The organism is Cupriavidus necator A5-1 (assembly GCF_000744095.1).
Classification (GTDB): Bacteria; Pseudomonadota; Gammaproteobacteria; order Burkholderiales; family Burkholderiaceae; genus Cupriavidus; species Cupriavidus necator_A.
Genome location: NZ_JQLI01000008.1, coordinates 3,200,205 through 3,225,942, shown reverse-complemented (window position 1 = coordinate 3,225,942; position 25,738 = coordinate 3,200,205). Strand labels below are relative to the sequence as shown.

At 65.0% G+C, this 25,738-nt stretch carries 23 protein-coding genes, 1 tRNA gene and 2 pseudogenes; 9 read left to right on the top strand and 17 right to left on the bottom strand.

Annotation, left to right across the window (positions count from 1 at the left end; genetic code table 11):
* Position 1: 1 nt before the first annotated feature.
* The 3 genes from K307_RS39020 to K307_RS39010 all read right to left on the bottom strand — a co-directional run bounded on the left by K307_RS39020 (position 2) and on the right by K307_RS39010 (position 3,403).
* Positions 2 to 1,243, bottom strand: coding sequence for an HlyD family efflux transporter periplasmic adaptor subunit (locus K307_RS39020; RefSeq protein WP_042886406.1), 1,242 nt, complete (start codon positions 1,241 to 1,243; stop codon positions 2 to 4).
* 44 nt (positions 1,244 to 1,287) lie between these two features.
* Entirely contained in the window at positions 1,288 to 2,829 is a 1,542-nt protein-coding gene (locus K307_RS39015; RefSeq protein ID WP_042886405.1) for an AdeC/AdeK/OprM family multidrug efflux complex outer membrane factor, read from the bottom strand.
* Positions 2,830 to 2,914: 85 nt separating this feature from the next.
* Positions 2,915 to 3,403 (bottom strand): MarR family winged helix-turn-helix transcriptional regulator, encoded by a 489-nt coding sequence (locus K307_RS39010; RefSeq protein WP_042886404.1) that lies wholly within the window; start codon positions 3,401 to 3,403, stop codon positions 2,915 to 2,917.
* Between the two features lie 187 nt (positions 3,404 to 3,590).
* On the opposite strand from K307_RS39010, the gene typA reads away from it, so the two are divergent.
* On the top strand, positions 3,591 to 5,411 hold the full coding sequence (gene typA / locus K307_RS39005; protein WP_042886403.1) for a translational GTPase TypA: 1,821 nt from the start codon (positions 3,591 to 3,593) through the stop codon (positions 5,409 to 5,411).
* 70 nt (positions 5,412 to 5,481) lie between these two features.
* Here typA and K307_RS50150 read toward each other — a convergent pair.
* The 3 genes and pseudogenes from K307_RS50150 to K307_RS38990 all read right to left on the bottom strand — a co-directional run bounded on the left by K307_RS50150 (position 5,482) and on the right by K307_RS38990 (position 8,794).
* Positions 5,482 to 6,877: pseudogene (locus tag K307_RS50150) on the bottom strand (autotransporter outer membrane beta-barrel domain-containing protein).
* Between the two features lie 33 nt (positions 6,878 to 6,910).
* On the bottom strand, positions 6,911 to 7,705 hold the full coding sequence (locus K307_RS38995; RefSeq protein WP_155301365.1) for a hypothetical protein: 795 nt from the start codon (positions 7,703 to 7,705) through the stop codon (positions 6,911 to 6,913).
* A 222-nt stretch (positions 7,706 to 7,927) separates the two neighbouring features.
* Positions 7,928 to 8,794: a sterol desaturase family protein gene (locus tag K307_RS38990; RefSeq protein WP_042886400.1), complete on the bottom strand. Its 867-nt coding sequence runs from the start codon at positions 8,792 to 8,794 to the stop codon at positions 7,928 to 7,930.
* A 232-nt stretch (positions 8,795 to 9,026) separates the two neighbouring features.
* On the opposite strand from K307_RS38990, the pseudogene K307_RS50745 reads away from it, so the two are divergent.
* The 3 genes and pseudogenes from K307_RS50745 to K307_RS38975 all read left to right on the top strand — a co-directional run bounded on the left by K307_RS50745 (position 9,027) and on the right by K307_RS38975 (position 12,473).
* A pseudogene (locus K307_RS50745) lies at positions 9,027 to 10,570 on the top strand (methyl-accepting chemotaxis protein).
* Between the two features lie 115 nt (positions 10,571 to 10,685).
* Entirely contained in the window at positions 10,686 to 11,774 is a 1,089-nt protein-coding gene (locus K307_RS38980) for an enoyl-CoA hydratase/isomerase family protein (protein WP_042886399.1), read from the top strand.
* A 138-nt stretch (positions 11,775 to 11,912) separates the two neighbouring features.
* Positions 11,913 to 12,473, top strand: coding sequence for an NADPH-dependent FMN reductase (locus tag K307_RS38975; protein ID WP_042886398.1), 561 nt, complete (start codon positions 11,913 to 11,915; stop codon positions 12,471 to 12,473).
* 44 nt (positions 12,474 to 12,517) lie between these two features.
* Here the strand turns inward: K307_RS38975 and bcsS are convergent, their stop codons facing one another.
* Entirely contained in the window at positions 12,518 to 13,180 is a 663-nt protein-coding gene (gene bcsS, locus K307_RS38970) for a cellulose biosynthesis protein BcsS (RefSeq protein ID WP_230626394.1), read from the bottom strand.
* An 81-nt stretch (positions 13,181 to 13,261) separates the two neighbouring features.
* Entirely contained in the window at positions 13,262 to 15,400 is a 2,139-nt protein-coding gene (locus tag K307_RS38965; protein WP_042886396.1) for a glycosyltransferase, read from the bottom strand.
* A gap of 570 nt (positions 15,401 to 15,970) precedes the next feature.
* Between K307_RS38965 and dusA the strand changes: the two genes are divergently transcribed.
* On the top strand, positions 15,971 to 17,008 hold the full coding sequence (gene dusA / locus K307_RS38960; RefSeq protein ID WP_051975393.1) for a tRNA dihydrouridine(20/20a) synthase DusA: 1,038 nt from the start codon (positions 15,971 to 15,973) through the stop codon (positions 17,006 to 17,008).
* Positions 17,009 to 17,484: 476 nt separating this feature from the next.
* Here the strand turns inward: dusA and K307_RS48700 are convergent, their stop codons facing one another.
* Positions 17,485 to 17,640: a hypothetical protein gene (locus tag K307_RS48700; RefSeq protein ID WP_196251651.1), complete on the bottom strand. Its 156-nt coding sequence runs from the start codon at positions 17,638 to 17,640 to the stop codon at positions 17,485 to 17,487.
* Positions 17,641 to 18,086: 446 nt separating this feature from the next.
* Between K307_RS48700 and K307_RS38955 the strand changes: the two genes are divergently transcribed.
* The 3 genes from K307_RS38955 (at position 18,087) to K307_RS38945 (ending at position 19,292) form a co-directional block, all read left to right on the top strand.
* Positions 18,087 to 18,350, top strand: a complete 264-nt coding sequence (locus K307_RS38955) for a hypothetical protein (protein ID WP_042888017.1) — start codon at positions 18,087 to 18,089, stop codon at positions 18,348 to 18,350.
* A gap of 99 nt (positions 18,351 to 18,449) precedes the next feature.
* Positions 18,450 to 18,525: transfer RNA gene (locus K307_RS38950), tRNA-His, on the top strand.
* A 326-nt stretch (positions 18,526 to 18,851) separates the two neighbouring features.
* On the top strand, positions 18,852 to 19,292 hold the full coding sequence (locus K307_RS38945) for a DUF4145 domain-containing protein (protein WP_051975392.1): 441 nt from the start codon (positions 18,852 to 18,854) through the stop codon (positions 19,290 to 19,292).
* On the opposite strand, the gene K307_RS38940 is transcribed toward K307_RS38945, so the two are convergent.
* Genes K307_RS38940 through K307_RS38920 form a run of 5 tightly spaced genes read right to left on the bottom strand, consistent with a single transcriptional unit; the run spans position 19,289 to position 22,059 of the window.
* A complete protein-coding gene (locus K307_RS38940; RefSeq protein WP_042886394.1) occupies positions 19,289 to 20,386 on the bottom strand; it encodes a hypothetical protein in 1,098 nt (365 codons plus the stop codon). The two genes, K307_RS38945 and K307_RS38940, sit on opposite strands and share 4 nt — an antisense overlap.
* Positions 20,383 to 20,631 carry a DUF4224 domain-containing protein gene (locus tag K307_RS38935; protein ID WP_042886393.1) on the bottom strand — a complete coding sequence of 83 codons (249 nt, stop codon included), beginning with the start codon at positions 20,629 to 20,631 and terminating at the stop codon, positions 20,383 to 20,385. Before K307_RS38935 ends, K307_RS38940 begins: the two co-directional genes overlap by 4 nt.
* Positions 20,628 to 21,083 (bottom strand): hypothetical protein, encoded by a 456-nt coding sequence (locus tag K307_RS38930; protein ID WP_042886392.1) that lies wholly within the window; start codon positions 21,081 to 21,083, stop codon positions 20,628 to 20,630. Before K307_RS38930 ends, K307_RS38935 begins: the two co-directional genes overlap by 4 nt.
* Complete coding sequence (locus tag K307_RS38925) at positions 21,080 to 21,352, bottom strand: hypothetical protein (RefSeq protein WP_042886391.1); 273 nt, start codon at positions 21,350 to 21,352, stop codon at positions 21,080 to 21,082. The genes K307_RS38930 and K307_RS38925 overlap by 4 nt, the downstream gene beginning before the upstream one ends.
* The gene (locus K307_RS38920) at positions 21,349 to 22,059 is read right to left on the bottom strand and encodes a hypothetical protein (protein WP_042886390.1); all 711 of its coding nucleotides are present in this window, start codon (positions 22,057 to 22,059) and stop codon (positions 21,349 to 21,351) included. The genes K307_RS38925 and K307_RS38920 overlap by 4 nt, the downstream gene beginning before the upstream one ends.
* Here K307_RS38920 and K307_RS38915 point away from each other — a divergent pair.
* Complete coding sequence (locus K307_RS38915) at positions 22,058 to 22,582, top strand: hypothetical protein (protein WP_051975391.1); 525 nt, start codon at positions 22,058 to 22,060, stop codon at positions 22,580 to 22,582. The two genes, K307_RS38920 and K307_RS38915, sit on opposite strands and share 2 nt — an antisense overlap.
* A gap of 26 nt (positions 22,583 to 22,608) precedes the next feature.
* On the opposite strand, the gene K307_RS38910 is transcribed toward K307_RS38915, so the two are convergent.
* From K307_RS38910 to K307_RS38900, 3 genes are read right to left on the bottom strand one after another with little or no spacing between them, the layout of a single operon-like run.
* On the bottom strand, positions 22,609 to 22,914 hold the full coding sequence (locus tag K307_RS38910; RefSeq protein ID WP_042886389.1) for a hypothetical protein: 306 nt from the start codon (positions 22,912 to 22,914) through the stop codon (positions 22,609 to 22,611).
* Positions 22,911 to 23,939 carry a phage Gp37/Gp68 family protein gene (locus K307_RS38905; protein WP_042886388.1) on the bottom strand — a complete coding sequence of 343 codons (1,029 nt, stop codon included), beginning with the start codon at positions 23,937 to 23,939 and terminating at the stop codon, positions 22,911 to 22,913. Before K307_RS38905 ends, K307_RS38910 begins: the two co-directional genes overlap by 4 nt.
* Positions 23,936 to 25,714, bottom strand: coding sequence for a DNA cytosine methyltransferase (locus K307_RS38900; RefSeq protein ID WP_042886387.1), 1,779 nt, complete (start codon positions 25,712 to 25,714; stop codon positions 23,936 to 23,938). The genes K307_RS38905 and K307_RS38900 overlap by 4 nt, the downstream gene beginning before the upstream one ends.
* Positions 25,715 to 25,738 lie beyond the last annotated feature (24 nt).

The window sequence follows — 25,738 nt, the reverse complement described above, 5'->3', positions numbered from 1 at the left end:
ATCAGGTGTGGGCGGGCTTGGCGTTGGCGGAGGCAGTGGGCAGGCCGGTGCTGTGTCCGCCGTTGTTGGCGCCGATGATGCGCGAGATCAGCTGGTCGGCGTCCTGTGCGACCTTTTCATAGACGTCGGTCTGCATCGGCTTGGCCGGCGCGGCGCTGACCATGGCGGCGCCTTCTTCGCGGCGCACGTCGACGGTCACATTCATCGACAGGCCCACGCGCAGCGGATGGTCCTTGAGCTGCTGCGCGTCAAGCGCGATGCGCACCGGCAGGCGCTGCACCACCTTGATCCAGTTGCCGGTCGCGTTCTGTGCCGGCAGCAGCGAGAAGGCCGAGCCCGTACCGGCCGAGAAGCCGGCCACCTTGCCGTGGTACTCCACCTTGGAGCCATACACGTCGGCTTCCAGCGTCACTGGCTGGCCGATGCGCATGTGAGTGATCTGCACTTCCTTGAAGTTGGCGTCGACCCAGACCTGGTCCAGCGGCACCACCGCCATCAGCGGGGCACCGGCGGCCACGCGCTGGCCGACCTGCACCGAGCGCTTGGCGACATAGCCGGTCACCGGCGCGGGCATGGTCGAACGCGCGAACGACAGGTACGCCGAGCGCAGGTTGGCCGCGGCGCGCTGCACGTTGGGGTGCTGCTCCACCGTGGTCTGGTCGGTCAGCACCTTGTTCGAAGCGAGTTGCTCGCGCGCGGCGAGCAGCGCCGATTCCGCTGCCTTGAGCGCGGACTGCGCGTGCGAGATCTCTTCATTGGAGACCGCGCCCGAGCCGGCGATGGCCTGGCGGCGGCGCAGGTCGTCGCGCGCCTTGGCGACGTCGGCCTCGCGCATCGCCACATTGGCAGCGAGCGAGCCGTTGTTGACGTAGAGCGTGCGCACTTCGCGCACGGCCTGCGCCAACTGCGCCTCGGCCTGTTCCATCGCTACCTGCGTATCGGCACGGTCGAGCTGGATCAGCGGCTGGCCGGCGGTGACCAGTTGCGTGTCGTCGGCGGCGATCGACACCACCGTGCCGCCCACCAGCGGCGTGACCTGGACCACGTTGCCGGCGACGTAGGCATCGTCGGTGGTTTCGAAATGGCGCGCATACAGGCCCCAGTACACGCCGTAGCCGATGCCCGCGACCACGACCGCCGCGGTCAGCGACAGCAGCATGCGCTTGCGCTTGCCGTTGGTGTTGGGGGTGGCCGGTGCCGGTTGGGGGGCGTTGGTGCCGGCCGCTTGCTGGTTATTGCTCATGGTGTTCTCTGGTGAATCTTGTCTGCAATCACTGGGTGCGCGGATCAGCCGCGGGCGCCCGCCTGGGTGTTGTTCTGTTGTTGCGCGTGGCTCGCTTGACCCTCGTGGCCCTCATCAGGCTCCTGGTAGCCGCCGCCGAGCGCCTTCATCAGGCCCATCTGCAGGTCCAGCCGGCGCGCCTGCAGGTCAGTCGCAAGCCGGCGCTGCTGCAGCACGTTGCTCTCCGCGTTGAGCACGGTCAGCTGCGTGCCCAGCCCGGCTTTGTAGCGCGTAGTTGCCAGCGCGTAGGCGTGCTCGGCCAGGTCCAGCGCCTCACGCTGCGTCTGGATCTGCTGGTCGACGCTGCGGATGCTGGTCATGGTGTCGGCGGTTTCCCGCAGCGCATCGACCAGTGCCTGGTTGTAGTTGGCCACGGCGATGTCGTAGCCCGCGTATTTGCCCTTCAGGTTGGCGCGCAGCTTGCCGCCTTCGAAGATCGGCAGGCGGATGGTCGGGCCGATGCCGAAGGTGCGGCTGATACCCATCAGCAGGTTGGACGGATCCAGCGCGGCCAGGCCGGCGAAGGCGGTCAGGCTGACGTCCGGCAGGAATTCCTTCTTGGCGACGTTGATGTCCTTGGACGCCGCTTCCACGCGCCAGCGTGCCGCGACCAGGTCAGGGCGGCGGCCCAGCAGGCCGATGGTCAGGTTGTCCGGCAGCGTCGGCGTGGGCTGCGCCAGCAGCACCGGGCGCTGGATCTGCAGGCCGCGGTCCGGGCCCTTGCCCAGCAGCGCGGCGAGCTGGTTGCGCGCCAGCGCGATTTCTTCGTCGACGCGCTGCAGGTCGGTTTGCGACGCGGCCACCGTGCCGCGAGCCTGCGTGGTTTCGACCTGGGTATCCAGGCCGGCGGCCAGGCGCTGGCGCGACAGGTCGGTCAGGTCGCGGCGCTGCGCGATGGCGCGCTCGGCCACGTCGCGCTGCGCGTACAGCGCAGCGAGGCGGGCGTAGTTGCGTGCGATCGAGGTGGCCAGGATCAGGCGCGAGGCTTGGCTTTCCGCCTCGGCGGCGCGGTCGTCGGACAGCGCCGCTTCGAGCGCATCGCGGTTCTTGCCCCAGAAGTCGAAGTCATAGGACAGGCCCACCTGCAGGCGTGACTGGTTCTGCCACGAGCCCGCCAGCGGCGTGCCCATGAACAGGTCGTTATTGGAGAAGCGCTGGCGGATCAGGCTGCCTTCGAATTCCAGGTGCGGGTAGAGGGCGCTGCGGGTGGCGTCGGCCATCGCGCGCGACGCCTCCACGCGGGCAAACGCGGCCTGCAGGCTCGGGTTGTCCTTGACGGCTTCATCGACCAGCGCGTTCAACTGCGGATCCTGGAACTGTGCGACCCAGTCCTGCGAGGGCCACTGGCCGTGCTCGTCAGGCAGGGTTTGCGAACTCGCCATGGCGGCCGGGTCGGCCATGGTCTGGGTGCTGTGCGAATTGCCGAGGGCCGCGCAGCCGGCCAGCGCAGCGGCGGCGATGGCAGTCAGCGCGAGCGTGCCGGCGCGCCGCGCCAGCCGGCGCGAGCGCGTCGGCGTGGGGGCTTGGGAAGAGAGGGCTTGATTCATGATGTTGCTCCGTTGTCGGAGCCATGCTTTTTTTTACGGGTGTATGCGGAGTACGGTTGACCGGGCGGTCTGGCTTGTGCATTCACTACCCGCTGTTGTTGTCGATGACCCGGCGCAGCATGCTGCGCAGCAATTGCACTTCGTCCTCGGAAAACCCGCGGAAGTGGTGGGCGAGTACCTTGCAGAAGATCGCCGGCAGGCGCTCGACCAGCTCCTGGCCTTGCGCGGTCAGCGACAGGTCCACCACGCGCCGGTCGGCGTCGCGGCGGCGGCGCTCGATCAGGCCGCGCTTTTCCATGCGGCTGAGCAGGCGCGTGACCGAGCCCATGTCGGTGTTCAGCTCGCGGCCGAGGTCGGTCACCGTGGAGGCGCGCCCGGTGGCGAGCATCATCAGGCAGCTCGCCTGGGCGTGGGTGATGTCGAGTGCGCAGACTTCCTGTTCGACCGCGTGCGCCAGCCCGTTCTTGGCGCGCTGCATCAGGTAGCCGACGCTGTCGCTCATCTGATATCTGGCGGGATCGAACGGGCCGCCGGTATCCGGGGCTGGCCGATCCGGGGAAAGGTCCTGTGACATCTTTGCCTTTGCAATCTTTGCTGCGGCAAATATATGTCTGTGTTTAACGATAAGCAAGAACGGAAATTGGTTATTCCAATTTCCGCAATGATAAACACAGTATAAGTGGCGGGCCCGGTCAACGCGTCTTGCGCTGCAACATGCTAGAATCTTGGGTTACCTCAGATTCTCCAAGCGAGACGCAGCAATGACCCGCGCCATCCGAAATATCGCCATCATCGCCCACGTCGATCATGGCAAGACCACCCTGGTCGACCAGCTCCTGCGCCAGGCAGGCACCTTCCGCGACAACCAGCAAGTCGCCGAGCGGGTGATGGACTCGAACGACCTGGAAAAGGAACGCGGGATCACGATTCTCGCGAAGAACTGTGCCGTCGAATACAACGGCACCCATATCAATATCGTCGACACCCCGGGCCACGCCGACTTCGGCGGTGAAGTGGAGCGCGTGCTGTCGATGGTCGACGGCGTGCTGCTGCTGGTCGATGCGGTCGAAGGCCCGATGCCCCAGACCCGCTTCGTCACGCGCAAGGCGCTGGCGCTCGGCCTGAAGCCGATCGTGGTGGTCAACAAGATCGACCGCCCGGGCGCGCGTCCGGACTGGGTCATCAACCAGACCTTCGACCTGTTCGACAAGCTGGGCGCCACCGACGAGCAGCTCGACTTCCCGGTGATCTACGCTTCGGGCCTGAACGGCTTTGCCGGCCTGACCGAAGACGTGCGCGACGGCGACATGAAGCCGCTGTTCGAAACCGTGCTCGACAAGGTGCCGGTGCGTAGCGACGATCGGGACGGCCCCCTGCAGCTGCAGATCATCTCGCTGGACTACTCCAGCTACGTCGGCAAGATCGGCGTTGGCCGCATCTCGCGTGGCCGCGCGCGTCCGCTGCAGGACGTGGTGGTCAAGTTCGGCCCCGAAGGCAACCCGATCAAGGGCCGCATCAACCAGGTGCTGAAGTTCCAGGGCCTGGAGCGCGAGATCGTGTCCGAGGCCGAAGCCGGCGACATCGTGCTGATCAACGGTATCGACGAACTGGGCATCGGCTGCACCGTGTGCGCGCCGGACGCCCAGGACGCACTGCCGATGCTGAAGGTGGACGAGCCGACGCTGACCATGAACTTCTGCGTCAACACCTCGCCGCTGGCCGGCCGTGAAGGCAAGTTCGTGACCAGCCGCCAGCTGCGCGAGCGCCTGGACCGCGAACTGAAGTCCAACGTGGCGCTGCGCGTGGCCGATACCGGCGACGACACCATCTTCGAAGTGTCGGGCCGCGGCGAACTGCACCTGACCATCCTGCTGGAAAACATGCGCCGCGAAGGCTACGAGCTGGCCGTGTCGCGTCCGCGCGTGGTGTTCAAGGAAATCGACGGCGTCAAGCACGAGCCGTACGAACTGCTGACTGTGGACGTTGAAGACGGCCACCAGGGTGCCGTGATGGAAGAGCTGGGCCGCCGCAAGGGCGAACTGCTCGACATGGCTTCGGACGGCAAGGGTCGCACCCGCCTGGAATACCGCATCCCGGCCCGCGGCCTGATCGGCTTCCAGGGCGAGTTCCTGACGCTGACGCGCGGCACTGGCCTGATCAGCCATATCTTCGACGACTACGCACCGGTGCGCGAAGGCGGCCTGGGCGAGCGCCACAACGGCGTGCTGATTTCGCAGGACGACGGCGACGCCGTGGCCTATGCGCTGTGGAAGCTGCAGGACCGCGGCCGCATGTTCGTCAAGCCGGGCGATGCGCTGTACGAAGGCATGATCATCGGCATCCACAGCCGCGACAACGACCTGGTGGTCAACCCGATCAAGGGCAAGCAGCTGACCAACGTGCGTGCTTCGGGTACCGATGAAGCCGTGCGCCTGGTGCCGCCGATCCAGATGTCGCTCGAATATGCGGTGGAATTCATCGCCGACGACGAGCTGGTCGAGCTCACGCCCAAGAGCATCCGCCTGCGCAAGCGCCACCTGAAGGAGCACGAGCGCAAGCGTGCCGCGCGCGAAGCCGTGTAACTCGCGGCAAGCCGTACAAAGAACCGCGCCTCATGGTGCGGTTTTTTTTCGCCGCCATCGGGCGCAGGAATCACCATGCGTACTTCATCCCTGCACGCACCGCGTACTGGTAATAGCGCTGCGCGCCCCATGCGCCGCCCACATTGGCCCAGCCGGTCCAGCGCTTGCCGAAGTCGGCATTGATGCCGAGCTTGAGTTCGTAGCGGTTGGGCGGGTACAGGCTGCCCAGCGGCAACTGGTTGAACGAGATATTGCTGTCGGTGCTGGTGTGCCACCAGTTCAGCGTCGCGTACGGCTGTACCTTGCGGCCATCGTCGCGCACGAAGGTGCGATGCGCGCGCGCTCCCACGCGTGTGATCATGCCGCTGGAGTCGGCGCCGGTGATGCGCGTGCCGTTGCTTCGGTAATGTCGTCGGCGCGGTAGTCCAAGTAGATAAGCTGAGCCTGCGGCTCGACCACCCAGCCGCCGCGCACGGGGATGGCGTAGCCCGCCTCTCCGGAGATGGCCCAGCCGTTGGCGTTGTACGTGACCGTGGGCAGTTGCTCGCTCTCGACCTTGTTGTCGAACCAGCCGTATTGCAGCCAGGTATCGACATAGGCGCCGAGCCGGTTCGCGTCGTTCTGAACCAGGTGCCATAGGCGCCCACGCTCCAGCCCTGCACGCTACCTTTCGCGCGGGCCGGGTTGCCATCGGCTTCGGCATGGCTGCCGGCGTTGCCGTAGCTGCCCATCGCACCCAAGTGCAGGCGGTCGGTGTCGCTGGCCAGGTTCCAGCGCGCCAGTTCCGCGCCGCCCTGCAGCAGGAAGGTGTCGGTGCTGACCTTGAAATTGTCGTCGCGGCTCTTGCTGCCTTCCCATTCGCCGGCTGCGCGCAGCCAGCCTGCGCGGGCCTTGTCCGGAGCGGGGCGGAAGCGCTGGCCCTCAACATACTGCGGCTCGCCCAGGCGGTCGTGCAGGCTGTGCACGAACATCTGACCGACCAGCCGTTGGTTGGCGAGGTAGGCGGCGATTTCGGGGCGGTACATCGGTGCGGGCGGAGCGGGAGGATTCGGGGGCGAGGGCGGAGTCGGCTGCGGCGGTTTTGCCGTGCGCAGGTACGAGGCCTGCGGATTGCTGCCGTCAGTGCCGCCACGGAACAGGCGGTACTCGTAAGCGCCGGCCACCGCACGGCCGTCCAGCGCGAACGCAGTGGGCGCCGTGGTGCCGCCGTTAGCGGTATCGATCACCAGGATGCCGCTGGCCGCGGTCAGTGCGCCCTGGCCGCCGGCATTGGTGATGCGCACGCCGGTGGTTCCGGTTGCCGTGCCGCCGTCGATGACGAGGCGGTCCGATGCGGCGCCGTCGGCAGCCAGCACCGTCTTCAGGCTCAGCGTGCCGCCGCTGCCGGCGTAGTTACGCGTGGTCAGCGTCTGGCCGGCGCCGCCCGTGGCCGAGGCCAGGTCCACCAGCCCGCCATTGGCAAGCATGCCTGTCAGCTGATAGATGCCAGCGCCGGATGTCTACCCTCCCGGAGGTGCCGACAATCGTATCCCGGCATGGCCGTTGCCCTCGATCGTACTGCTGGCATGGTTGATCACGGTGCCGCCGCTGGCGCCAATCCACAGCCCGTAGGTGCCACCGCTGATCCGCGCGCCTGGCGTGATCGTGGTGCCACCATCCGTTGAGCCGTTGACAACGTTGCCGCCGGTATCCAGCAGTACACCGATCAGGCTGCCGGAAATCGTACCGGCATTGGCTACGCTACCGCTCTGGTTCACGATGTTGACGCCGTGGCCAGCGCTGGCCCCGATCGCGGCGTGAGACAGGTTTGTCACCGTACCGCCGAGCCCCAGCAGCACGCCGTTGGTGCCGCCCTGGATGTTCCCCTGGTTCCAGACCGCAGCGCCAGGCCCCTGGATCCGAATGCCATCGCCGTTGCTGTCCCCGACGATGAGGCCGTTATTGATCACCGTGCTGCCTGTGGCGGCGGAGCTCAATGAGACCCCGGCTGCCATGGCACCAGTGGTGTGGATCGTGCCAAGGTTGTTCAACGTATAGGCATTGGCTGAGCCGCCGTCTGTGACCGCGTCGATCAGGGGAACCGATGCGGTCCCCACAAAATTGACGAACGTGGAGGCCGGGTCGCCGGTGACGGTGTATGTGCTGAAAGAAGCGGGCTGCTGCAGGTTGACCTGTGTTGTGCCATCACCAGCGATGGTCTTTTGCGCGTGTGCGGCGCAGGGCTGCAGCTGCGCCATCATCAGGACCGTGAGCGAGCCCGTCCTTACGGTGAATCTTGACCATGCGCTCGCCATTGCCGCAACCTCCGCACCCGACGCTTCGTTTGCCCTTGCCGATGATGGCTACGATCCGTAGAAGTGCGATGCATCCGCAGGGCCGCCGGAGGGAAGTAAAAGCCGGCACGACCGGCTGGTCAATTTCGTATTTTCAGTTCAGAAATTAATGGTTTAATTTTATTCTTGGACACATATCCGCGGGGCTGCGAGGTGGCCTCTGTACGCGTGTTCCTGGGATGTTCATTGCGCTCCCGGTATGGCCTGCGGCGCCGCCGGCGCACGCGGGCTGCGCCATTCGGGCGGCTTCCACAGGTAGCGCAGATCGCGGTCGCGCCAGGCATCGGCGAACATGTCGCGCCATTCATGAAAGGTCAGCACCAGCGGGTTGTGGGTGCGAACCTGGCGCGTGATGCCGTACACCGGCGCGTCGTGTTCCGGCACGAAGGTGCCGAACAGGCGGTCCCAGATGGTCAGCACGCCGGCATAGTTGCGGTCGATGTATTGCGTGTTCTTCGCGTGATGCACGCGATGGGCCGAGGGCGTGTTGAGGATCGTCTCCACCAGCGGCCAGCGCCGCCCCAGCCGCGTATGCACGAAGAACTGGAACGCCAGGTTCAGGCCCACCGCCAGGATCACCCAGCCCGGCGTAAATCCGATCCACGCCAGCGGGATCCAGAATAGCCACATGCCCGACAGCGGATACGTCAGGCTCTGCCGGAACGCCGTCGAGAAATTCATGCCTTCCGACGAATGGTGGGTCACGTGCGAGGCCCACAGCCAGCGCACACGATGGCTGGCGCGGTGGAACCAGTAGTAGAGGAAGTCCTGCAGCAACAGCAGCAACGCAAATGACCACAGCGTTTCCGGCATCTCGCGCAAGCCATGCTGGTAGCACCAGGTGTAGACAGTGCGGATCATCAGCCAGAGGAAGAACGCATCCGAGGCCTGGTGCATCAGCGCCAGCGCCGCGTTGGAGATGGTGTCGCGCAGGCTGTACACGGTCGGGTCGCGGCGCGCCCAGTACCGGGCTTCGGCACCGATGGTCAGCAGGAAGACTGGCGCAAACGCCAGCAGCACGAGGCCGGGGTCGATCGATTCAGGGTTCATGCCGCCAGTGTGCACATTCCGGCCGGAATTGCCACGAGGGGTCACTCCAAACGGGCTGCGCGCAGGGCTGTCGCGCCGCATTCGCCACATTGCCGATTGATGTACTGGTACGCAATTCTGTCGCGCATGCGAGGGCGGTCAAAGCGGGTAAAGGACGCGCCGGGGGCGCCGTAGTTGAGCGAGGGCGGCGGCGCGCCGCATGCCCCGATTCCTTTATCCCTCCGGAGCCTCAATGTTCAGGAACACTACCATCGGAGCCAGATTGTGGTTCCTCACTATCGTCACCAACTTGTTGCTGCTGATTGTCGGCGCGGTCGGGGCTCGGCATGTCGCGCAGCAACGACGCCACGCACCAGATCTACGAGCAGCAACTGTCGGCCGCGGTCAACCTCGCCGAGGCGCGCTCGAACCAGCTGCTGGTGCGCGTGCTGCTCGATCAGGCGGCGTTGGCCACCGACCCCGCCGATGCCAGGTCCCGCGCCGCGACCGCCGAAGGCTTTGCGCGCGATTCCGACAGGGCATGGAAGGCCTATCTCGCGTTGCCGCGCTCGGCTGAGGAAGCGAAGGTGGTGGAGGACGTCACCGCCAAGCGCGACGCGCTTTTCCGCCAGGGCGTGGCGCCGACGATTGCCGCGCTGCATGCGGGCGACCGCGAGACCATGATGAAGGCCGTGCTCGAAACCATCCCGAAGCTCGATATCGCCTTCACTGCCGTCAATTCGGCGCTGAGCCAGCTGCAGGTGGCCAGCGCGAAGCAGGTCTACGAAGCGTCGCAGCAGCGCTACCGCAGCCTGTTCACGCTGTCGGTGTGCGTGCTGTTGCTGGGGCTGGCGTTCAGCACCGTGGCGGCATGGCGCCTGCGCCGTTCGGTGGTGCAGCCGCTGGATATTGCGATCGCGCGCTTCGAGAAGATCGCCGGTGGCGACCTAAGCGCCGCGGCGGTGTCCGGCGGCGAAGCGCAGGCCGACGAGTCGGCGCGCAACGAGGCCGCGCGCATGCTTGGCATGCTGGGCCGCATGCAGCAGAGCCTGGTGGCGATGGTGGGCGAAGTGCGTGGCGGCGCCGATTCGATCGCCTCGGCAAGCAAGCAGATCGCCAGCGGCAACGCGGACCTGTCGCAGCGCACCGAGCAGCAGGCCGCGTCGCTGGAGGAGACCGCGTCCAGCATGGAAGAGCTGACCGGCACCGTGCGCCAGAACGCCGACAGCGCACGCGAAGCGCGTGCGCTGGCCACCGATGCGACCGCGCGCCGTATCGCGCGTGGTGAACACCATGCAGTCGATCGACGCCAGCGCCGGCAAGATCGTCCACATCATCGACGTGATCGAGAAGATCGCCTTCCAGACCAACATCCTTGCGCTGAACGCCGCCGTGGAAGCCGCGCGTGCCGGCGAGCACGGTCGCGGCTTCGCGGTGGTGGCGGGCGACGTACGCGACTTGGCGCAGCGCTGCGCCAGCGCGTCTAAGGAAATCCGCACGCTGATCGGCGCTTCGGTGGCCAATGTGCGTGAGGGCACCGGGCTGGTGGATGACGCGGGCGGCGCGATGCAGGACATCGTCGACGCGGTGCGCCGCGTCAGCGCGATCATCGGCGATATCAGCGCGGGCCTCGGACGAGCAGTCCAACGGCATCGAGCAGGTCAATGTGGCGGTGTCGCAGATGGATAGCATGACGCAGCAGAACGCGGCGCTGGTGGAGCAGGCCGCTGCCGCGGCCGCTTCGCTCGAAGACCTCAGCGCCTGACTTCGCTAGTGGCGACGTTCATGCTGGCCTGACGCGGGAGGGCGGGCGCATGCGCACAGCCCTGCGTATGCGCCGCAAGCTGCCCACGTGGGTGTGCCTGCCGGTGTGACTGGCGTAAAATTCCCAGTTGCATTGGAGGAGTAAGACATGACTGATTTCGTCACGACAGAGGTCCGCGGTGGCATCGGGTACCTGACGCTGAACCGCCCCCAGGCGTTCAATGCCCTGTCGCTCGACATGATCCGCGCCATCACGCAGGCGCTGCAGGACTGGGCCGCGGCGCCCGAGGTGGTGGCGGTAGTGGTGGCCGGTGCCGGCGGCAAGGCGTTCTGTGCAGGCGGCGATATCCGCTATTTCCACAAGGCTGCGCACGAGGGCGATCCGCTGCTCGACCAGTTCTTCGTGGAAGAGTACGCGCTCAACTTCCTGGTCCACCGCTACGCCAAGCTTTATATCGCGCTGATGGACGGCGTGGTGATGGGCGGCGGCATGGGCATCTCGCAAGGCGCGCGGGTGCGCCTTGTCACCGAGCGCACGAAGATGGCGATGCCGGAAACCAATATCGGCCTGTTCCCCGACGTGGGCGGGGGCTGGTTCCTTGCGCGCACGCCGGGCCGCATCGGCGAATACCTGGGGCTGACCGGCACCGTGATCGGCGCAGCGGATGCGCTTTACGCCGGGCTGGCCGACGCCTACCTGCCGGGCAATCGGCTCGCGGAGCTGGTCGATTCGCTGCGCGCGCAGCAGTTCGCCAGCGGCGATGCGGTGCTGGCGCATATCGAGGGCTTCACGGCGCCGCACCGCGCAGACTGCGTGCCGGCGCAAAGCACGCTGGCAGACCTGTCGGCACAGATCGACGCCTTGTTCGCCGGCAACACTATGCAGGAGATCCTGGCCGCCGTCAGCGACGCGCCGGGCGACTGGGCCGCGCAGACCGCCGCCATGCTGCGCAGCCGCTCGCCGTTGATGCTGTGCGTGACGCTCGAGCAGATCCGCCGCGCGCGCAGCATGTCGCTGGAGGACGAGTTGCGCATGGAGCTCGACATGATGCATTACGTGTTCCGCAAGGGCGACGGCGTGGAAGGCATTCGCGCGCTCGCCATCGACAAGGACCACAAGCCGCGCTGGCAGCATGCGCGCCTCGATGATGTGAGCCGCGAAAAAATGCTGTCGCTCTTCGACAGCCCCTGGCGCGCGGATGATCATCCGCTGGCGGCGCTGGGCAAGGCAGCCTGACAGGTCTTCAGCCAGCCGTCTGACAGCAGGCCGGTTCCGGGTGGGGTAGAGTGGTACCTGGGCCGGCGCAGACAACCATGCCACCCATGGGTGCTGCGTCGGCCGTGCCATTCCGTCCACACAGACAAAGGAGCCGTGATGAGTAATCCTCGTGATGTCGTTGTACTGGTGGGAAGCTTGCGCAAGGAATCGTATAGCCGCAAGCTGGCCAAGGCGCTGATCGCGCTGGCGCCGGCGCAGCTCAAGCTGGAGATTGTCGAGATCGGCGAACTGCAGCTCTACAACCAGGACCTGGACGACAAGCCGCCCCAGGCCTGGACCGCGTTCCGCGACCGCGTGCGCCGTGCCGATGCGGTGCTGTTCGTGACGCCGGAATACAACCGCTCGGTGCCCGCACCGCTGAAGAACGCCATCGACGTGGGCTCGCGGCCCTATGGCAGCAGCGTCTGGGACGGCAAGCCCGGCGGCATCATCAGCGCCTCGCCCGGTGCGGTCGGCGGGTTTGGCGCCAACCATCATCTGCGCCAGTCGATGGTGTTTCTCAATGTCCCGATCCTGCAGCAGCCCGAGGCCTATATCGCCGGCGTTGACAAGCTCTTGGACGAGCAGGGCGGCATCGCCAACGAATCGACCAGGGACTTCCTCGGAAAATACCTGACGGCGTTCGCCAGTTGGATCGAACGGACTGCGCCGCGCTGACGAGCGCTGCCGCGCGGGACTGCTGTCCCGGCGGTGCAGGGCGGTTAGAATGACTTGCTGAGTTCAAGGCCGCCGTAGAACGCCCGCGGGTCGCCGGCAGTCTTCTTCACGCCGCCAAAAAAGCCCAGGCTCACGGTTCGGGTGACCGGGATCCCGGTCACCACCACGCCGCCCTGGGTGGAGTGGTAGTACGGGTCGCCGTGCTTGATCAGCTCCAGGCCGGCCCACGCCTTGCCGAACACCTTGTACAGGACGCGTCCGCGCGCCCAATAGGCCTTCGGCCCGAAGTTGTACGTGGCCAGCCCGTTGGCCAGCCAGCGCTGCGCGAACTCCTGCTGCCCGAGCACGGTCAGCGCCAGGCCCCATTCGCCGCCGTCGCTGCGGTTGTCGGCGCCTTCGGGCGAGACGCGGTTGTAGCGGTAGCGGGCGCCAGCCGTGATTTCTGCCCATCCGGTTTCCCAGCCCTTCTGCAGCCCCAGCGCGGCTTCGGCCGCCTGCCCGTTGACCGTGACGCGGGTGCCGTTCGAACCGTAGCTGTAGTGGTAGTCGCTGACCACGAATTTCTGCGTCAGGTAGGGCACCGGCAAGGCGCTGCCGGTCACGCCGGCATACTCGCTGCGCTCACCGCCGCCGGCGAAGCTGGCCCCGCCAAACAGCGTGCCTGCATGCGCCGGCATCCACACGGAGGTGGCCAGGCTTGCCAGCATGGCGATGATTGCGATGCGGGTCAGGCTGGCATGGCCCGTGAGCTGCTTGCGCGTGTACCGCGTCATAGAAGGAGTTCCTTGTCAGGCCGCGGCCATGTGCGGCGCGATTTGATAGAGATGGAAGTCGCCGGTGGGCGTGGTCAGCTTGCCGGTGGGGGTCAGGTTGACGGCCCGCTCTGTCTGCTGGCCGGCCATCGGCTGGCGCAGCAAGGTGCCGGGATTCAGGTCGAGTTCGATGCTGCTGAACAGCAGCGGCGCAGTGCCCTCGATGGTGGCAATGGCGACGGGCAGCATGCCGGAGCGCAACGGCTGCATCAGCAGGCCGGCGGCCCAGCTCTGCGCCAGCGACGGCCCACCGCCTTCGCGGCGCAGCAGCTCGGCCAGGCGCGTCAACGGCGGCGTCTCGGTCTCGGTCAGGTTGCCCATGTCGAGCTGCAGCCGGCTGCCATACAGGAATGTCTCAAGCGCGCCGGTATTGCCGGCCTTGTCCCACTGGAATTGCAGGCCTATCTGTGTCTGGGCACCGGTATTGGCGGCCGGGGCCTTGACGAACGTCGCCTGCGCGACGTCGCGCACAATCAGGTTGGGCAGGTGGATGGCGATATCCACCATGCCGCCGCGCGAAAGGCCTGGGACACCTTCACCGATATACAGCGCGCCGTTGGGGGAAAGGTCTGAGGTCAGGCCAAGGCGGGTATCGCCGTCCAGGGTCAGCGTGACCGGCACCCGCAACGGGAACCGGTATTCCGTGCGCCGGTTGCTGGCATGGCGGTGCGCGAACACGGCCACGATCACCGCGGTCAGCAGCGTGACGAAGGTCCAGATAAAGGTCACGACGCCGGCGCCGAACGGGATGCTGCCGGTGTACATGCGGTACACCCCGACAGGCACGCTGGCCGCGGTCACGGCAGCGAGGAACAGTAGCGGCGACAGCCACAGCCACATCTTGCCGGTATCGGACAACTGCTTGTCGGTTACCGCGAACGGGATGTTGCGCCGGAACAGGCCGACACTGGTTGACATAAAGGCAAAGAGCCGCGCCATCGCGTACTGCTCGCTGAGGAACAGCGAGTTATAACCCCGGCCCAGCTCCAGGTGCACCAGCATCGACAGCAGGTAGTACAGGCAGAACAACATCAGAAACAGGTCGAGCGGCGCGACGATCGGCATCTGGCCGGACAGGAAGACCGCGGGAGGCGTGAGGAAGAAGACCAGCTTCTGCCAACCCTCGAAGAAAAACAGCGCCGAGGCGAAATAGTTCAGCCGCTGGCCCAGCGTCAGGCCGCGCGCAAACAAGACGTTCTCGCGCCGGAATACCTGCATCGCGCCCATCCCCCAGCGCATGCGTTGCTTCAGGTAGGTATCGATGCTGTGCGGGGCCAGGCCGAAGGCCAGTGACTCGGCAAAATAGACGGAACGGTAGTCGCGCTTGTGCAGCTTGATCGCGGTATGCACGTCCTCGGTCACCGTTTCGGTGGCGAAGCCACCGATTTCCTGTATCGCCGAGCGCCGGATCACGGCACAACTGCCGCAGAAGAAGGCGGCATTCAACGCATCCTTGCCGCGCTGGATGACCTTGAAGAACAGCGCCTGCTCGTCCCAGACACGCTTCTTTCCCAGCCGGTGGTTGAAGGAATCGATATTGAAGAAATCTTGCGGCGTCTGCACGAAGGCGACGCCGGCATCGCGAAAGAAACCGAGCGTCTTGACCAGGAAATCCTTGCGCGGCGCGTGGTCGGCATCGAAGATGGCGATGAAATCGCCGCTGCTGAACTGCAGGGCATTGTTGAGGTTTCCGGCCTTGGCGTGGGCGTTGTTGTCGCGCGCCAGGTAGCGGCAGCCAAGCTCTTCGGCCAGCCTGCGCATGCAATCGCGGCGGCCGTCGTCGAGCAGCCAGGTTTCGTGCGGGTAGTCCATCCGCTTGGCCGCCAGCAGCGTGCGGCGCAACAGGTCAACGGATTCGTTATAGGTCGGCACGTACACGTCGACCTTCAGCCCGGGATCGGGCGGCTGCGCTTCGCGCACGCTGAGCCGGTAGGTCATCAGGACGAACAGCAGCCCGCTCAGGTAGCCATACAGCTCCGCGGCGTAGAGCGGGATGGACAACCACGGCACCGCCGCGTTCATGGTGCCGATCCGCCAGATCATATAGATGAGGCCGCAGGCCACGTAGATGGCGACAAGCCAGGCGACATAGCGTTTGGGCAGTTCGGTCTTCATGTTGGCGTCAGGTCCGTAGTGCGATGTTGATTGGCGACTGCGGCAACTGCTGTCCAGCATTGCGACGCCCGCATTGCCGACTAACAACGTGCTATGCGTAGTTCGGATGACATCGCAATCGAGTACTGCATGCTGGGTCCGAAAATGGCGCCCGCACAGGGTCACGCGACAAACAGCAAAAACTACGAAGCTCCGTAGTCCGGATCGGCTCACCGGGGCGAGGCATGGCATGTACGGTAGACCTCGCACTTTTAGCATAGAAGACGTTTTGGTTCGTGTGACGGTCTCAGTGCATTTTTTGTCGGTGTCGACAGGAAGGCTGAAGATGGGTTGAGCAAATGTCCGCCGCACGATATCGCAGGACGTTAAGAATTCTCCACATCAGGGTGGCGCCCCGAGCGCTCCAGCTTCAAATTGATGCGGGGGTGGTAAACTCGGCCAGCTTCCGGCTGGCGGCGCAACCGCGCGCTTCGCCGCCGGACCCTATCTTGTGCCGGATAACCGGCTCGCGCATGCCCAAGGCGTGTTGTGCTCTAGTGGTAAGGATCGGCGCAGCCGATCCGATCTGAAATGACCGATCTTCAAGGTAAAGTTCCCGCGGCGGGCCGTCGCCGGATCTCGGTGGCCCCGATGATGGACTGGACGGACCGTCATTGCCGCATGTTCCATCGCCAACTCAGCCGCCACACATGGCTGTATACCGAGATGGTGACGACTGGCGCGTTGCTGCATGGCGACGTGCCGCGGCATCTGGATTTTGACGCAGCCGAACATCCAGTCGCGCTGCAACTGGGCGGCAGCGAGCCGGCGGACCTCGCCATGGCGGCAAAGCTTGGCCAGCAGTGGGGCTACGCCGAGGTCAACCTGAACTGTGGCTGCCCGTCCGAACGTGTGCAGCGCGGTGCATTCGGTGCCTGCCTGATGTCCGAGCCGCAACTGGTGGCCGACTGCGTGAAGGCGATGCGTGATGCGGTCAGTATCCCGGTGACCGTCAAACATCGCATCGGCATCGACAAAATCGAGCATTATGATTTTGTTCGGGATTTTGTCGGCACCGTGGCCGATGCTGGCTGCGGCACCTTTATCGTCCACGCGCGCAATGCCATCCTGAAAGGCCTGAGCCCAAAAGAGAACCGCGAAATCCCGCCGCTGCGCTATGAAGTTGCGTACCAGCTGAAACAGGAGTTTCCTGAGCTGGAAATCCTGATCAACGGCGGCATTGGCAGCTATGACGAAATGGCAGGCCACCTGCAGCACGTCGACGGCGTGATGATTGGCCGCGAGGCCTATCACCAGCCGTATGTGCTGGCAGAAATGGATGCACGTTTCTACGGTGACACCAGTTCGCCGTTGCCTTCACGCCTGGATGTCGAGCTGTCGATGCAGCGCTATATCGGCGACCTGGTGGAGCGGGGCGGTTATATGGGTGCCGTCACGCGGCATATGCTCGGCCTGCACCGCGGCATTGCCGGCGGGCGGGGCTGGCGCCGCGTGCTGTCGGATGCAAAGCGGATGAATGCGGCACGCACGCGCGCGGATGTGGATGCACTGTTCCAAGAGGCCCGGGAGCATTTGCGTTCGCCGGCCTCCGAGCCCCTGGCGGCGTAATGCATGATGTCGGCAGCCCCTGCTCCGTGGGGATGCCGAGCCTTTGCTCTAAATCCGAATCGCGAAATTGTGCATGCTTGCCAGAGGGTAGCGCGCGCGGCACCTGAGATGCCCCTCGCCCGGAAACTGGCGTCCGCAAAGGGATTCCCCTAATTCGCCGAGGCAGGGCACTTTCATACACTGTGCCTGCCCTCGAATACAGGGCTTTCTTCAACTGATTATTCAGCCCGCTTCGGCGGGCTTTTTTTTGTCGGCTTTGTTTGGCGCCGTTCGCCGACGCGCTTCGCGCTCTTCGTTTACCCGAATGGCGCAGTTCCCGGATGACAGGTACATTGCGACTGCCTTCAGGGCATTTGAGATCGCTAAAGTTAAGAGTCCGCGCTGCGGACTCTTTTTTTTGCGCTCAGTATTCCTGCGCCAGACGCCGGGGTTTGACGGCAACTGCGCACTAGAGTTCCATCGATCACCCGCTCGCGCTAGCGCGTATGGCTCACGCCGACATCCAGCGTGCCGTATGTCGTAATGCCGGATTCCCGCCCGTCCGCCACGCCGCCGCCGGCGCAACCGCCCAGCGCGGCCGCCAGTGCCATCATCGCCACGATTCCCGACATCCGCCAGAACAGCTTTCGCATTCCCATTCCTTCTTGTACTAACGATGGTTGGGCCGTGGCGCCGCCCCGAGGTTCCGACTCGACGCATTGCCGGCGCGGAAGGAGCGAGGAGGGAAAAGAGGCAGGCAGCCCGCTGGGGAGCGGGCCGCCTGACGGGAAGTCGAGGGGGGTCAATGTCCCTCAGGCGAAAGTATCGCTTCGAGCATGTCCGCCAAGAACCCTGCCGAGGAGGGGGCCGCGCACTAGTCCCGCGATTGCTGATATGCCGCAAGGGTGCCGCGCGTCGACTCGCTGAGCGGCCCGCCTGCCAGGTTGATGAGCGTGATACGATCTTTCGCATCGCCACAGGCGAAGCGAATTCAGGTACGCGGACCGATGCCGAGGTCGGGGCGCCAGTGAACTACCCGCTGGCGGCTGCGCGACAGCACGGACGGTCCGGGAAGGCGGCAAGCGTGGAAAAATCGGAAGTGGAAAAGGAAGAGCCGTTCGGCGAAGTCTTCGAGGACTTCCGAGTGGTATGGGTTGCCGAGCGGCTGCAGGATGGCAAATGGACGGCACGCTACTGCTGGCAGCACGGCACGTCTGACGCAGCCGGCAAGGCGCTCCAGGAAGCGGTATTGAACGGCAAGTCGCGCCGTCTGCTCGGTCAGTTCGACACCGAAGTCGACACCATCGCCGCAATCAAGGAAGCCGTGCTGCTCGAGGCAAAGTGGGTCCCACCCCGGGCGTGACCCCTCTCAAAAAAAATTGTGCGGGATACTAGCCATCTCGCAAAACTGTTTGTATAATCTTGTTTTTCGTCGATCAGCGCTTCGCTGATGACCTCTACGGTGGCTGTAGCTCAGTTGGTAGAGTCCAGGATTGTGATTCCTGTCGTCGTGGGTTCGAGTCCCATCAGCCACCCCAAGTATTTATTAGGTTCCAAGGTTAAGGGTCACTGACTTAGGAAGATTTTTGGAAGATGATCTTCCAAATTTTGGAACTTGATTCTTGAAAAGCCCACCCGTTGAGGTGGGCTTTTTCATTTCAACCGCATAGCGAGCGGTCGGTCGAGGGAGGGGGAGATGAAGTTTTCTGGGAACAATCTGGAAACCGAAAGGTGCCCACACTGCGGAATTTCTGCCCCCAACTTGGTCCTGGTGGGAAATCCATTCATCGGAGCCACGGCGGGAGGCGGGGTCCCAAAGGAATACTGGCGGGTCTTTCAGTGCGCGCGCTGCCGCGCTGGGGTGATGGTGCGCTCCAATCCTGCGAATTCGGGGTTGCAGGCATGGCCGGCTGCGACGACCTACTCTGAGGACATCCCGGCCAAGGCCCGGAATGCGTTGCGGGAGGCTAGATTGGCTTTGGGCACGCCCTCACTGAGCATCGTTGGCTCGGCGCGTGCAATCGATCACATGCTGAAGGCGCGTGACTACAAGGAAGGCAGCCTTTATGTACGCATCAACAAGGCTGCTGAAGACCATGTCATCACTGAGGACATGAAAGCATGGGCGCACGAGGTACGGCTAGAAGCAAACGATGAACGTCACGCGGACGAGGACGCCCCTGACGCAACGGAGGAAGAGGCAGCGCGGATCCTCCGGTTTGCTGAGGCGCTGGCAGAGCTACTTTTCGAACTGCCGGCTCGCGTGAAACGAGGCCGTCAACTAGCGCCTGGCGCTAAAGCCTAAGCGGTTGGCCGCACCTTCCGGACCCTGCGCCTGTCATAAACCTTGGCCACCATCTTGCCGTCGGCGTGGCCGGTGGCGTCCGTGATGCGGTCGTCGCCTTCCTCCATCCGGTCAGTCACGGCGCTGGGGCGCATGTCGGCCAGAGTGAACGGGCTGAACTCAATTTCGCGCTCAGTGGCAGCTGCCTGGCAGTAGCCCATCAGCCGTTTCCAGATCGTGTTCCAGCCGCTGCGGCTGTACACCTGTCCCGACGTATTGCCGAACACATAGACGCTCGCCGTTCGCTGCAGGGCCAGAGCCTCGTTCACGGCGCTCCGCAGGGCAGGCGACCAGCGAACGAGCTTCGTGCGCTGGATCTGGCCGCCCTTTCGCTTGCCAACGGGAACCACGAGACCCTCTTCGGTCGAGGACTGCCTAACGAGGGTGCGCATCTCTTCCGGTCGGCTGACAGTCAGGTAGGCCACGTGCACGCAGAGCGCGAGTACCAGGTAGCTGCCGCCGCGGGCCCGGCCAATCTCTAGCGCGAGAGCGATCTCATGAGGCTGGACATACTTTTGCCGTGGCCGAGTCGGGTTGTACTTGATGCCGCGGCAGGGGTTGATCTGCAGCTCACCCAAGCGGCGCCCGTACTCGAGCACAGCAGACAGCAGGGCGATCTCTTTGTTGGCCTTGGCCGGAGCACCGAGCTCGGCTCGCCGATCCAGATACCGGTAGATGTGGTGGGGCTTGATCGACGCAGGCTTGACCTTGCCGAACACCTTGATCAGGTTTTTGGCCTCAACGCGATTTTCGGTCAGCGTGATGTCCGCCTTTCGCATTTCGCTGTCAGCGGGCAGACGGGTTTGCCATTTGAAGTACTCGTTGATCAGGGCTTCGGTGGTTCCCGCCAGCACGAAGTTGCCGTTCAGTTCATCGGCGCGCCGGCGCGCTTCCTGGTCGATCTCGGCAACAGCATCGGGGTTGTTGCGCTGAGCGGTCAGGCGGAATGCCCACGTTCCGTTCGGCAACTTGTACCCATAGCTGACCTTGAATTTCCCCTCACGCCGGTACAAGCGAAACGGCAGGCCATCAGGAGTCTTGCGGCGGGAAATCATGCGAGCAGTGCTTCAAAGTTTGGTTCGTCTTCGGCGCCATCGTTGGCGCTCTGGTTGGCGGCCCCGGTCATGCGGGCCGCGTAGTATGCGCGGCTCACCTGAGGCACCCCGGCTATATTCACTGCGAAGGGCCAGCCGTGCTTCTTGAGCCAGCGCTTCATGCAGCTGTGGCTGGTCGGCTGGCAGCCGACCAACTCTGCGAGCTCGGCCATCGTGAGATAGGTGCCGACGCCGAGGCCGTTCATTTCGTCACCCCGCGCCAGACATAATCGCCCTTGTCCTCCCGAATGGCCGGCTCGCCGTCGGCGCAGGGGCATTCATAGCCAGACAGGTTATCGGCCACCGCCCGCCAGAAGTTGCGCACCAGGCCGTGAGGCACGTGGTTGTCTTCCTTGGCGTCGATCAGGTCGAATTGCGCCAGGCACCAGAGCGCCTCGGCGCTGGTCGTGCGTCGCGTCCCGCCGCGGCCATCGTTCTTGCTGATGCTCAGGTGGTATTCGGGGCCGAGGTCAGGCTGACCGGGGTCGTGCGCCACCTCGACTGCACTGAACGTCGCAATGCCAGATTCAGGGTGCAGCCAAGCCTCGCAGGCGAAGCCCATCGCAGCGGCGCGCATGATAGCTTCGATTTCCGCTCCCGTCTCGCGAATCCAGCCTGGGCCGGTCGGGCGCTTGGGTTTGATGATGGATTCGATCATGAGCGCTCCGGATCTGGCTGCCGCGGCCGCCAGTCATTGAAGGGGAAGCCGAGCTTGGTGTGGAAGCGTTGAGCGGCGTAGGGGTTGCGGTCCAGCTCGCTGCGTGAATCGATGCCGCACACGGCTCGGACCACGGCGGCAGCGCGCTCGGTGTCGCGCAGCGCGCCGAACTGCGCCCAGGCCTCCGGGTAGCAATCGGCCAGGAAGCGTCGGAAGTCTGCGTTGCCGCCGAGGATGGCGGCAGTGCGGGCGAGGGCGGGGCGCGTCATGCTTCCACCCGCTTGAATTCGACCACCCAGACCCACGGGTTGGCATCCCATGCGCCGGCGCCGTTGATGCTGTCCCATAGCCAGCGGTAGTGCTCGTGCGGCGTGGCGCTGTATGGGTAGGCTGGGATCGAACCGTGGCCGCCGGCGCAGCCCTCGGCGATCGCATCGGCGTCGCTACAGTCGTTCAGCCGCTCGCCGCGCACACCACCGACATCCAACAGAATCCGCGATGCTGCGCGGGGCATATGGATCGCTGGCCGTTTCCACCATGCCGGCGTGACGCTGGAGCGATGGCGCGCGTTGTCGGGCGTCGGGTCGGCGTACTGGTAGATCCGATCCATATTCAGCGTCATGTCGACGAAATGCCATTCGTCGCGGCCCTTCTTCTCGCTGAATCGCGTTTCCCAGCGTCCGAAGGCGAAAAACGTCTCGCGGACCCACAGGCGGTCGCCCGGCTGTCCGTGGGGGCATGGGATCTGCTCTGATCCATCGCCATCGGACTTGAGGAGCCACCAGATAGCGGTGTTCAAGTCCTCGAATCCCCAACAGGCAGGGTCGTTCCAGTCCGGGCCGCCCACAGGGCCGCCACCGACGAAGTCGATTGGCCAGCCGCGCTTCGGCTTCACCACGCGCCGCGTCTGGGTCTTCCGGCCGTCGAGGATGGCGCGTACCATCGCGCCAGAAAACAAGATCGGGAGTTCACGCATGGCATGCATCCTTCAGTGGATTGAGTCCCACCAAGCCCTCGCGGGATGGGCGCAAGCCGTCGCGTCGGTTGCTGCTATCTGGTGGGCGGGCCGCACAGGAACGCGACTTCAGCGGTCGGATCGCCTGCATGCTCGGAAGACATTGGCCGGCGCAGTCTTGGAAATTGCCACAGCAGCTCAGCAAAGGCTTGGGCACGCGGCCAGCGAGATCAAGGACAGGGAAGCCCTCTACCTGATTGGCGTTGGCGATAAGCACTTCGATCAGCATGGGCTGGGTGAGATTGAGAAAGCTGTCACGGCTATCCCGCTTCATGAGCTGAATACACCCGAACTCGTCAGGTTGGTCCTCATGTTGAGCGGCACCGTGCGCCAATTCCGAGAGAACGTCGAAGCTGCTATTCGTCTCTACAGCAGCATGGATGCAGCTCAGCACGATGCCTTTTTCACTGGGCTCCGTGAAATGTGCGATGGTTGCGAAGACATCAAGAAACGAATCTCGGCCCAACTGGCCGCGATCAAGTAGGCCTTTGGAATGAGTAGGTGAAGCTCTCAAGCTGCCTCCCCAGCCGTAGCTACCTGCTCGAACATATCGATGGTGCGGGTGTCGCGCACCGGCTCGGTCTCGGGCAGCAGGTCTTTCAGGCGCGTCTCGCCGTCGCCGCCGTACGGCAAGCACATCGGATCCCATTTGGACGGCAAGCGGTTCAGGCCCTTGATTTCGCCGAGCACATCGATTTCCGGCTCGGCGTCGCTGACGATGTCACGAAGCTCATAGCTGGCCACCGAACGCGCTTCCTTTTCGCTGTCCGCGATCACAACGGCGGTCACGCTCACTTCTACGGTGAAGAGTTTCATGCTGCTTCTCCCGGGAATCCGTCGTGCTGCACGCCGTCGAGCAGGCGGCCGGCGGCCTTCTTGCCAACGCGACGCGCGAGCAGCCTGCAGGTTTCGTCTCGGTGCCAGTCACCGCAGCTCTCGCCGCTTTCGAAGTCCGGCAGTCCATGTCCATCGAAGAAGTCGCCATGCTGCGAAGTCAGGAAGGGCGGCTGGGCATCGTGCTCGTAGGGGACAAACTCGCCCCACTGCTTGAGCAAAAACGGCACGCCGGCCCGCCGGCACTGGTCGCGCAGGGAACGCGCCCAGTCTGGGCTCATAGGCCGCGCGCCGGGTCCGCTTTCGCCGCCGACAATCACCCAGTCGATTGCAGGCAAATCAGGGGCTGCATTGCCTTCGACGTCCTCGCAGCCGGCGGTGCCCTTGAGTGGGTAGATTTCCGAATGCCCATCGATGTCGATCACGCCCAGGTCTACCGGCCCCAGCAGCGGCTCCATCGATAGGAACCGAACGTGTGCCGGCACAGCCAGCAGCTTCGGGATGTCGCGGTCGGCCTCAGCCTGATTGACGATCGTCGCGCCCAGCCAGACATTTGGAAGCACCTCCGGCACAACCAGCCGAGTCGAGCCGACTAGGGAAATGCGCGCCTCCCTGATCATGCGATCGGCATTCCCGATCCGCTTGGTCAGCAGCAGCCAGTCCAGATTCGGCGTTTGCTCGATGAGATGGAATAGGTCGGCACGCCACGCCGGATCGACGGCGTTGTCGAACACGTCAGCCAGGCTGGCGCAGAAGACGCGCTGCCGCCGGCCGTGCTCGCCGAAGAAGGCGTCATGGTTCGCGTTCCACGCCAGCGGCTTGCGCCAGTTGGCCGGCGAGGTGCGCCGGCGCGGCGCGCCCGGGCCCCAGTTCACGGCCACGCCTCCACCGAAGCGCGCATTGCGCGTCTCCGCGTAGCAGTGGTCGCAGCCGGGGCCGACCTTCTGGCACCCCTCCCACGGGTTGAAGGTGTGGTCAGTCCACTCGATCTTGCTGTTCTCGCTCACGCTGCCTCCTTGATCGCCTTCGATTCCTTCGCCGTCCAGCTGGCCATCTCAGGCACGTTGGCACGAACCAGTGCGGCAGCCATCGGCGGGCTGACACTGTTGCCACACATACGGACCTGAGCGTGCTGCGGCAGGCGGTAAGCCTTCATCTTCCCGATGCGCATCAGGGCTTCGCGTACGAACGCCAGCAGCGGATCGGCTGGGTCGATGGTTGGGGCAAAGATGTATGTGCTGGGGAAGCCTTGGGCCCGGTACAGCTCAGGCGGGACCAGCATGCGCATGCCGATGTCGGCGATCTGGTACTGCTCGCCTGCCACGGTCACCAGGCCGAGTCGGTCCTTGGTCGGGATGGTGTGCATCGGGTCGCGGCAGTCCTGATCCTGGCCGCCCTCGCTGTAGTACTTCACCAGGAAGGCGCGAACCTCGCCGATGTGCGTACCACCGGCGGTCACAGTCGTTGCCGGCGCGTCGGTCGAGCTGCCGGTGCACTCGCCGCGCAGCTTCACCAAGTGCGACGTGGCGATGGCGGTGTCACCCTTGGCAGTGATCGTCTGCATCGGCTCGCCCGCGTCGCGCGGCCTGCTCTGGCCGGCGCGGCCTCCGCAGCCCACGAGCTGGGCCGTCACCAGAGCGTGATGATCCTTGGCGGTGATGGTGCTGGTCGGGTCGCGTAGGTCTGCGCCGGGCGTCTCGTTGCCGCCGTAGTGCTTGGCGAGGAAGGCTGAAACCAGCGCATGCTTAACGCCGCCGGCGACGGCCGTGCCCAGCGGCTTGTCCAGCCCCGGCGCGCGCGGCGCTTGGCCGGGACGTTCGCCATAGCCGGTCTGCACCAGAGTCGCGGACGCCAGCGCGAAGTGCCCGCCCTTGACCTCGGCGCACTGCGTGCGCAGCGGCTCGTCGGCGCGGAAGCTGCGCTGGCCGGACGCGTTGGCGCACTCGGTCAAGATCGGCGCCGCGGCGCTGGCAGGCAGCTTCACAACATACGGATCGGCGGCACCGATGACATACCGGCGCAGGCCGCGCGCGATCCGGCGCTCCGTGGCCTCAGCCAGCGGGCGGGCGCGCTCGAAGATCGACGGGCAAGGGATCGACCAGTCGATGCACTCGGCGGCCGTGCGCCACGGCTTGCGCTGCCTCGCCTTCACCGCGGCGCTGTCCGGTGCACCGTGCGTCGGCTCCGGCCAGACGATGGGTTTGCCATCGCAACGGGCGATCAAGAACAGGCGTTTCCTGATTGTCGGCGCGCCATAGTCGCAGGCGCGCAGTTCGCGCCATTCGACGGCGTAGCCCTTCTCATGCAGCTGGCGCACGAAAGAGCGGAAGGTGTCGCCCTTGCGCTTCGGGCACGGGTTCCCGTCGGCCAGCACCGGGCCCCACGTCTGGAACTCTTCCACGTTCTCTAGGATGATGACGCGCGGCCGTACCAGCGCCGCCCAGCGCATTGCCACCCAGGCGAGGCCCCGGATCTTCTTGTCGCGCGGCTTGCCGCCTTTGGCCTTGCTGAAATGCTTGCAGTCCGGGCTGAACCAGGCGAGGCCGACCGGCCGCCCCTTCACCAGGTCGAGCGGGTCCACATCCCACACGCTTTCGCAGTGGTGCTCGGTTTGGGGGTGGTTCATGGCGTGCATCGCCACGGCCTCAGGGTCGTGGTTGACCGCGATGTCGACGTGGCGGCCGAGGGCCAACTCAATGCCGCAGCTGGCACCACCGCCGCCGGCGAAGTTGTCGATGATGAGCTCAGGTGCAATGTCGAGCAGGAACTGGTCGCGAATCATGCTGGCTTGCTTCCTTCATTGTTG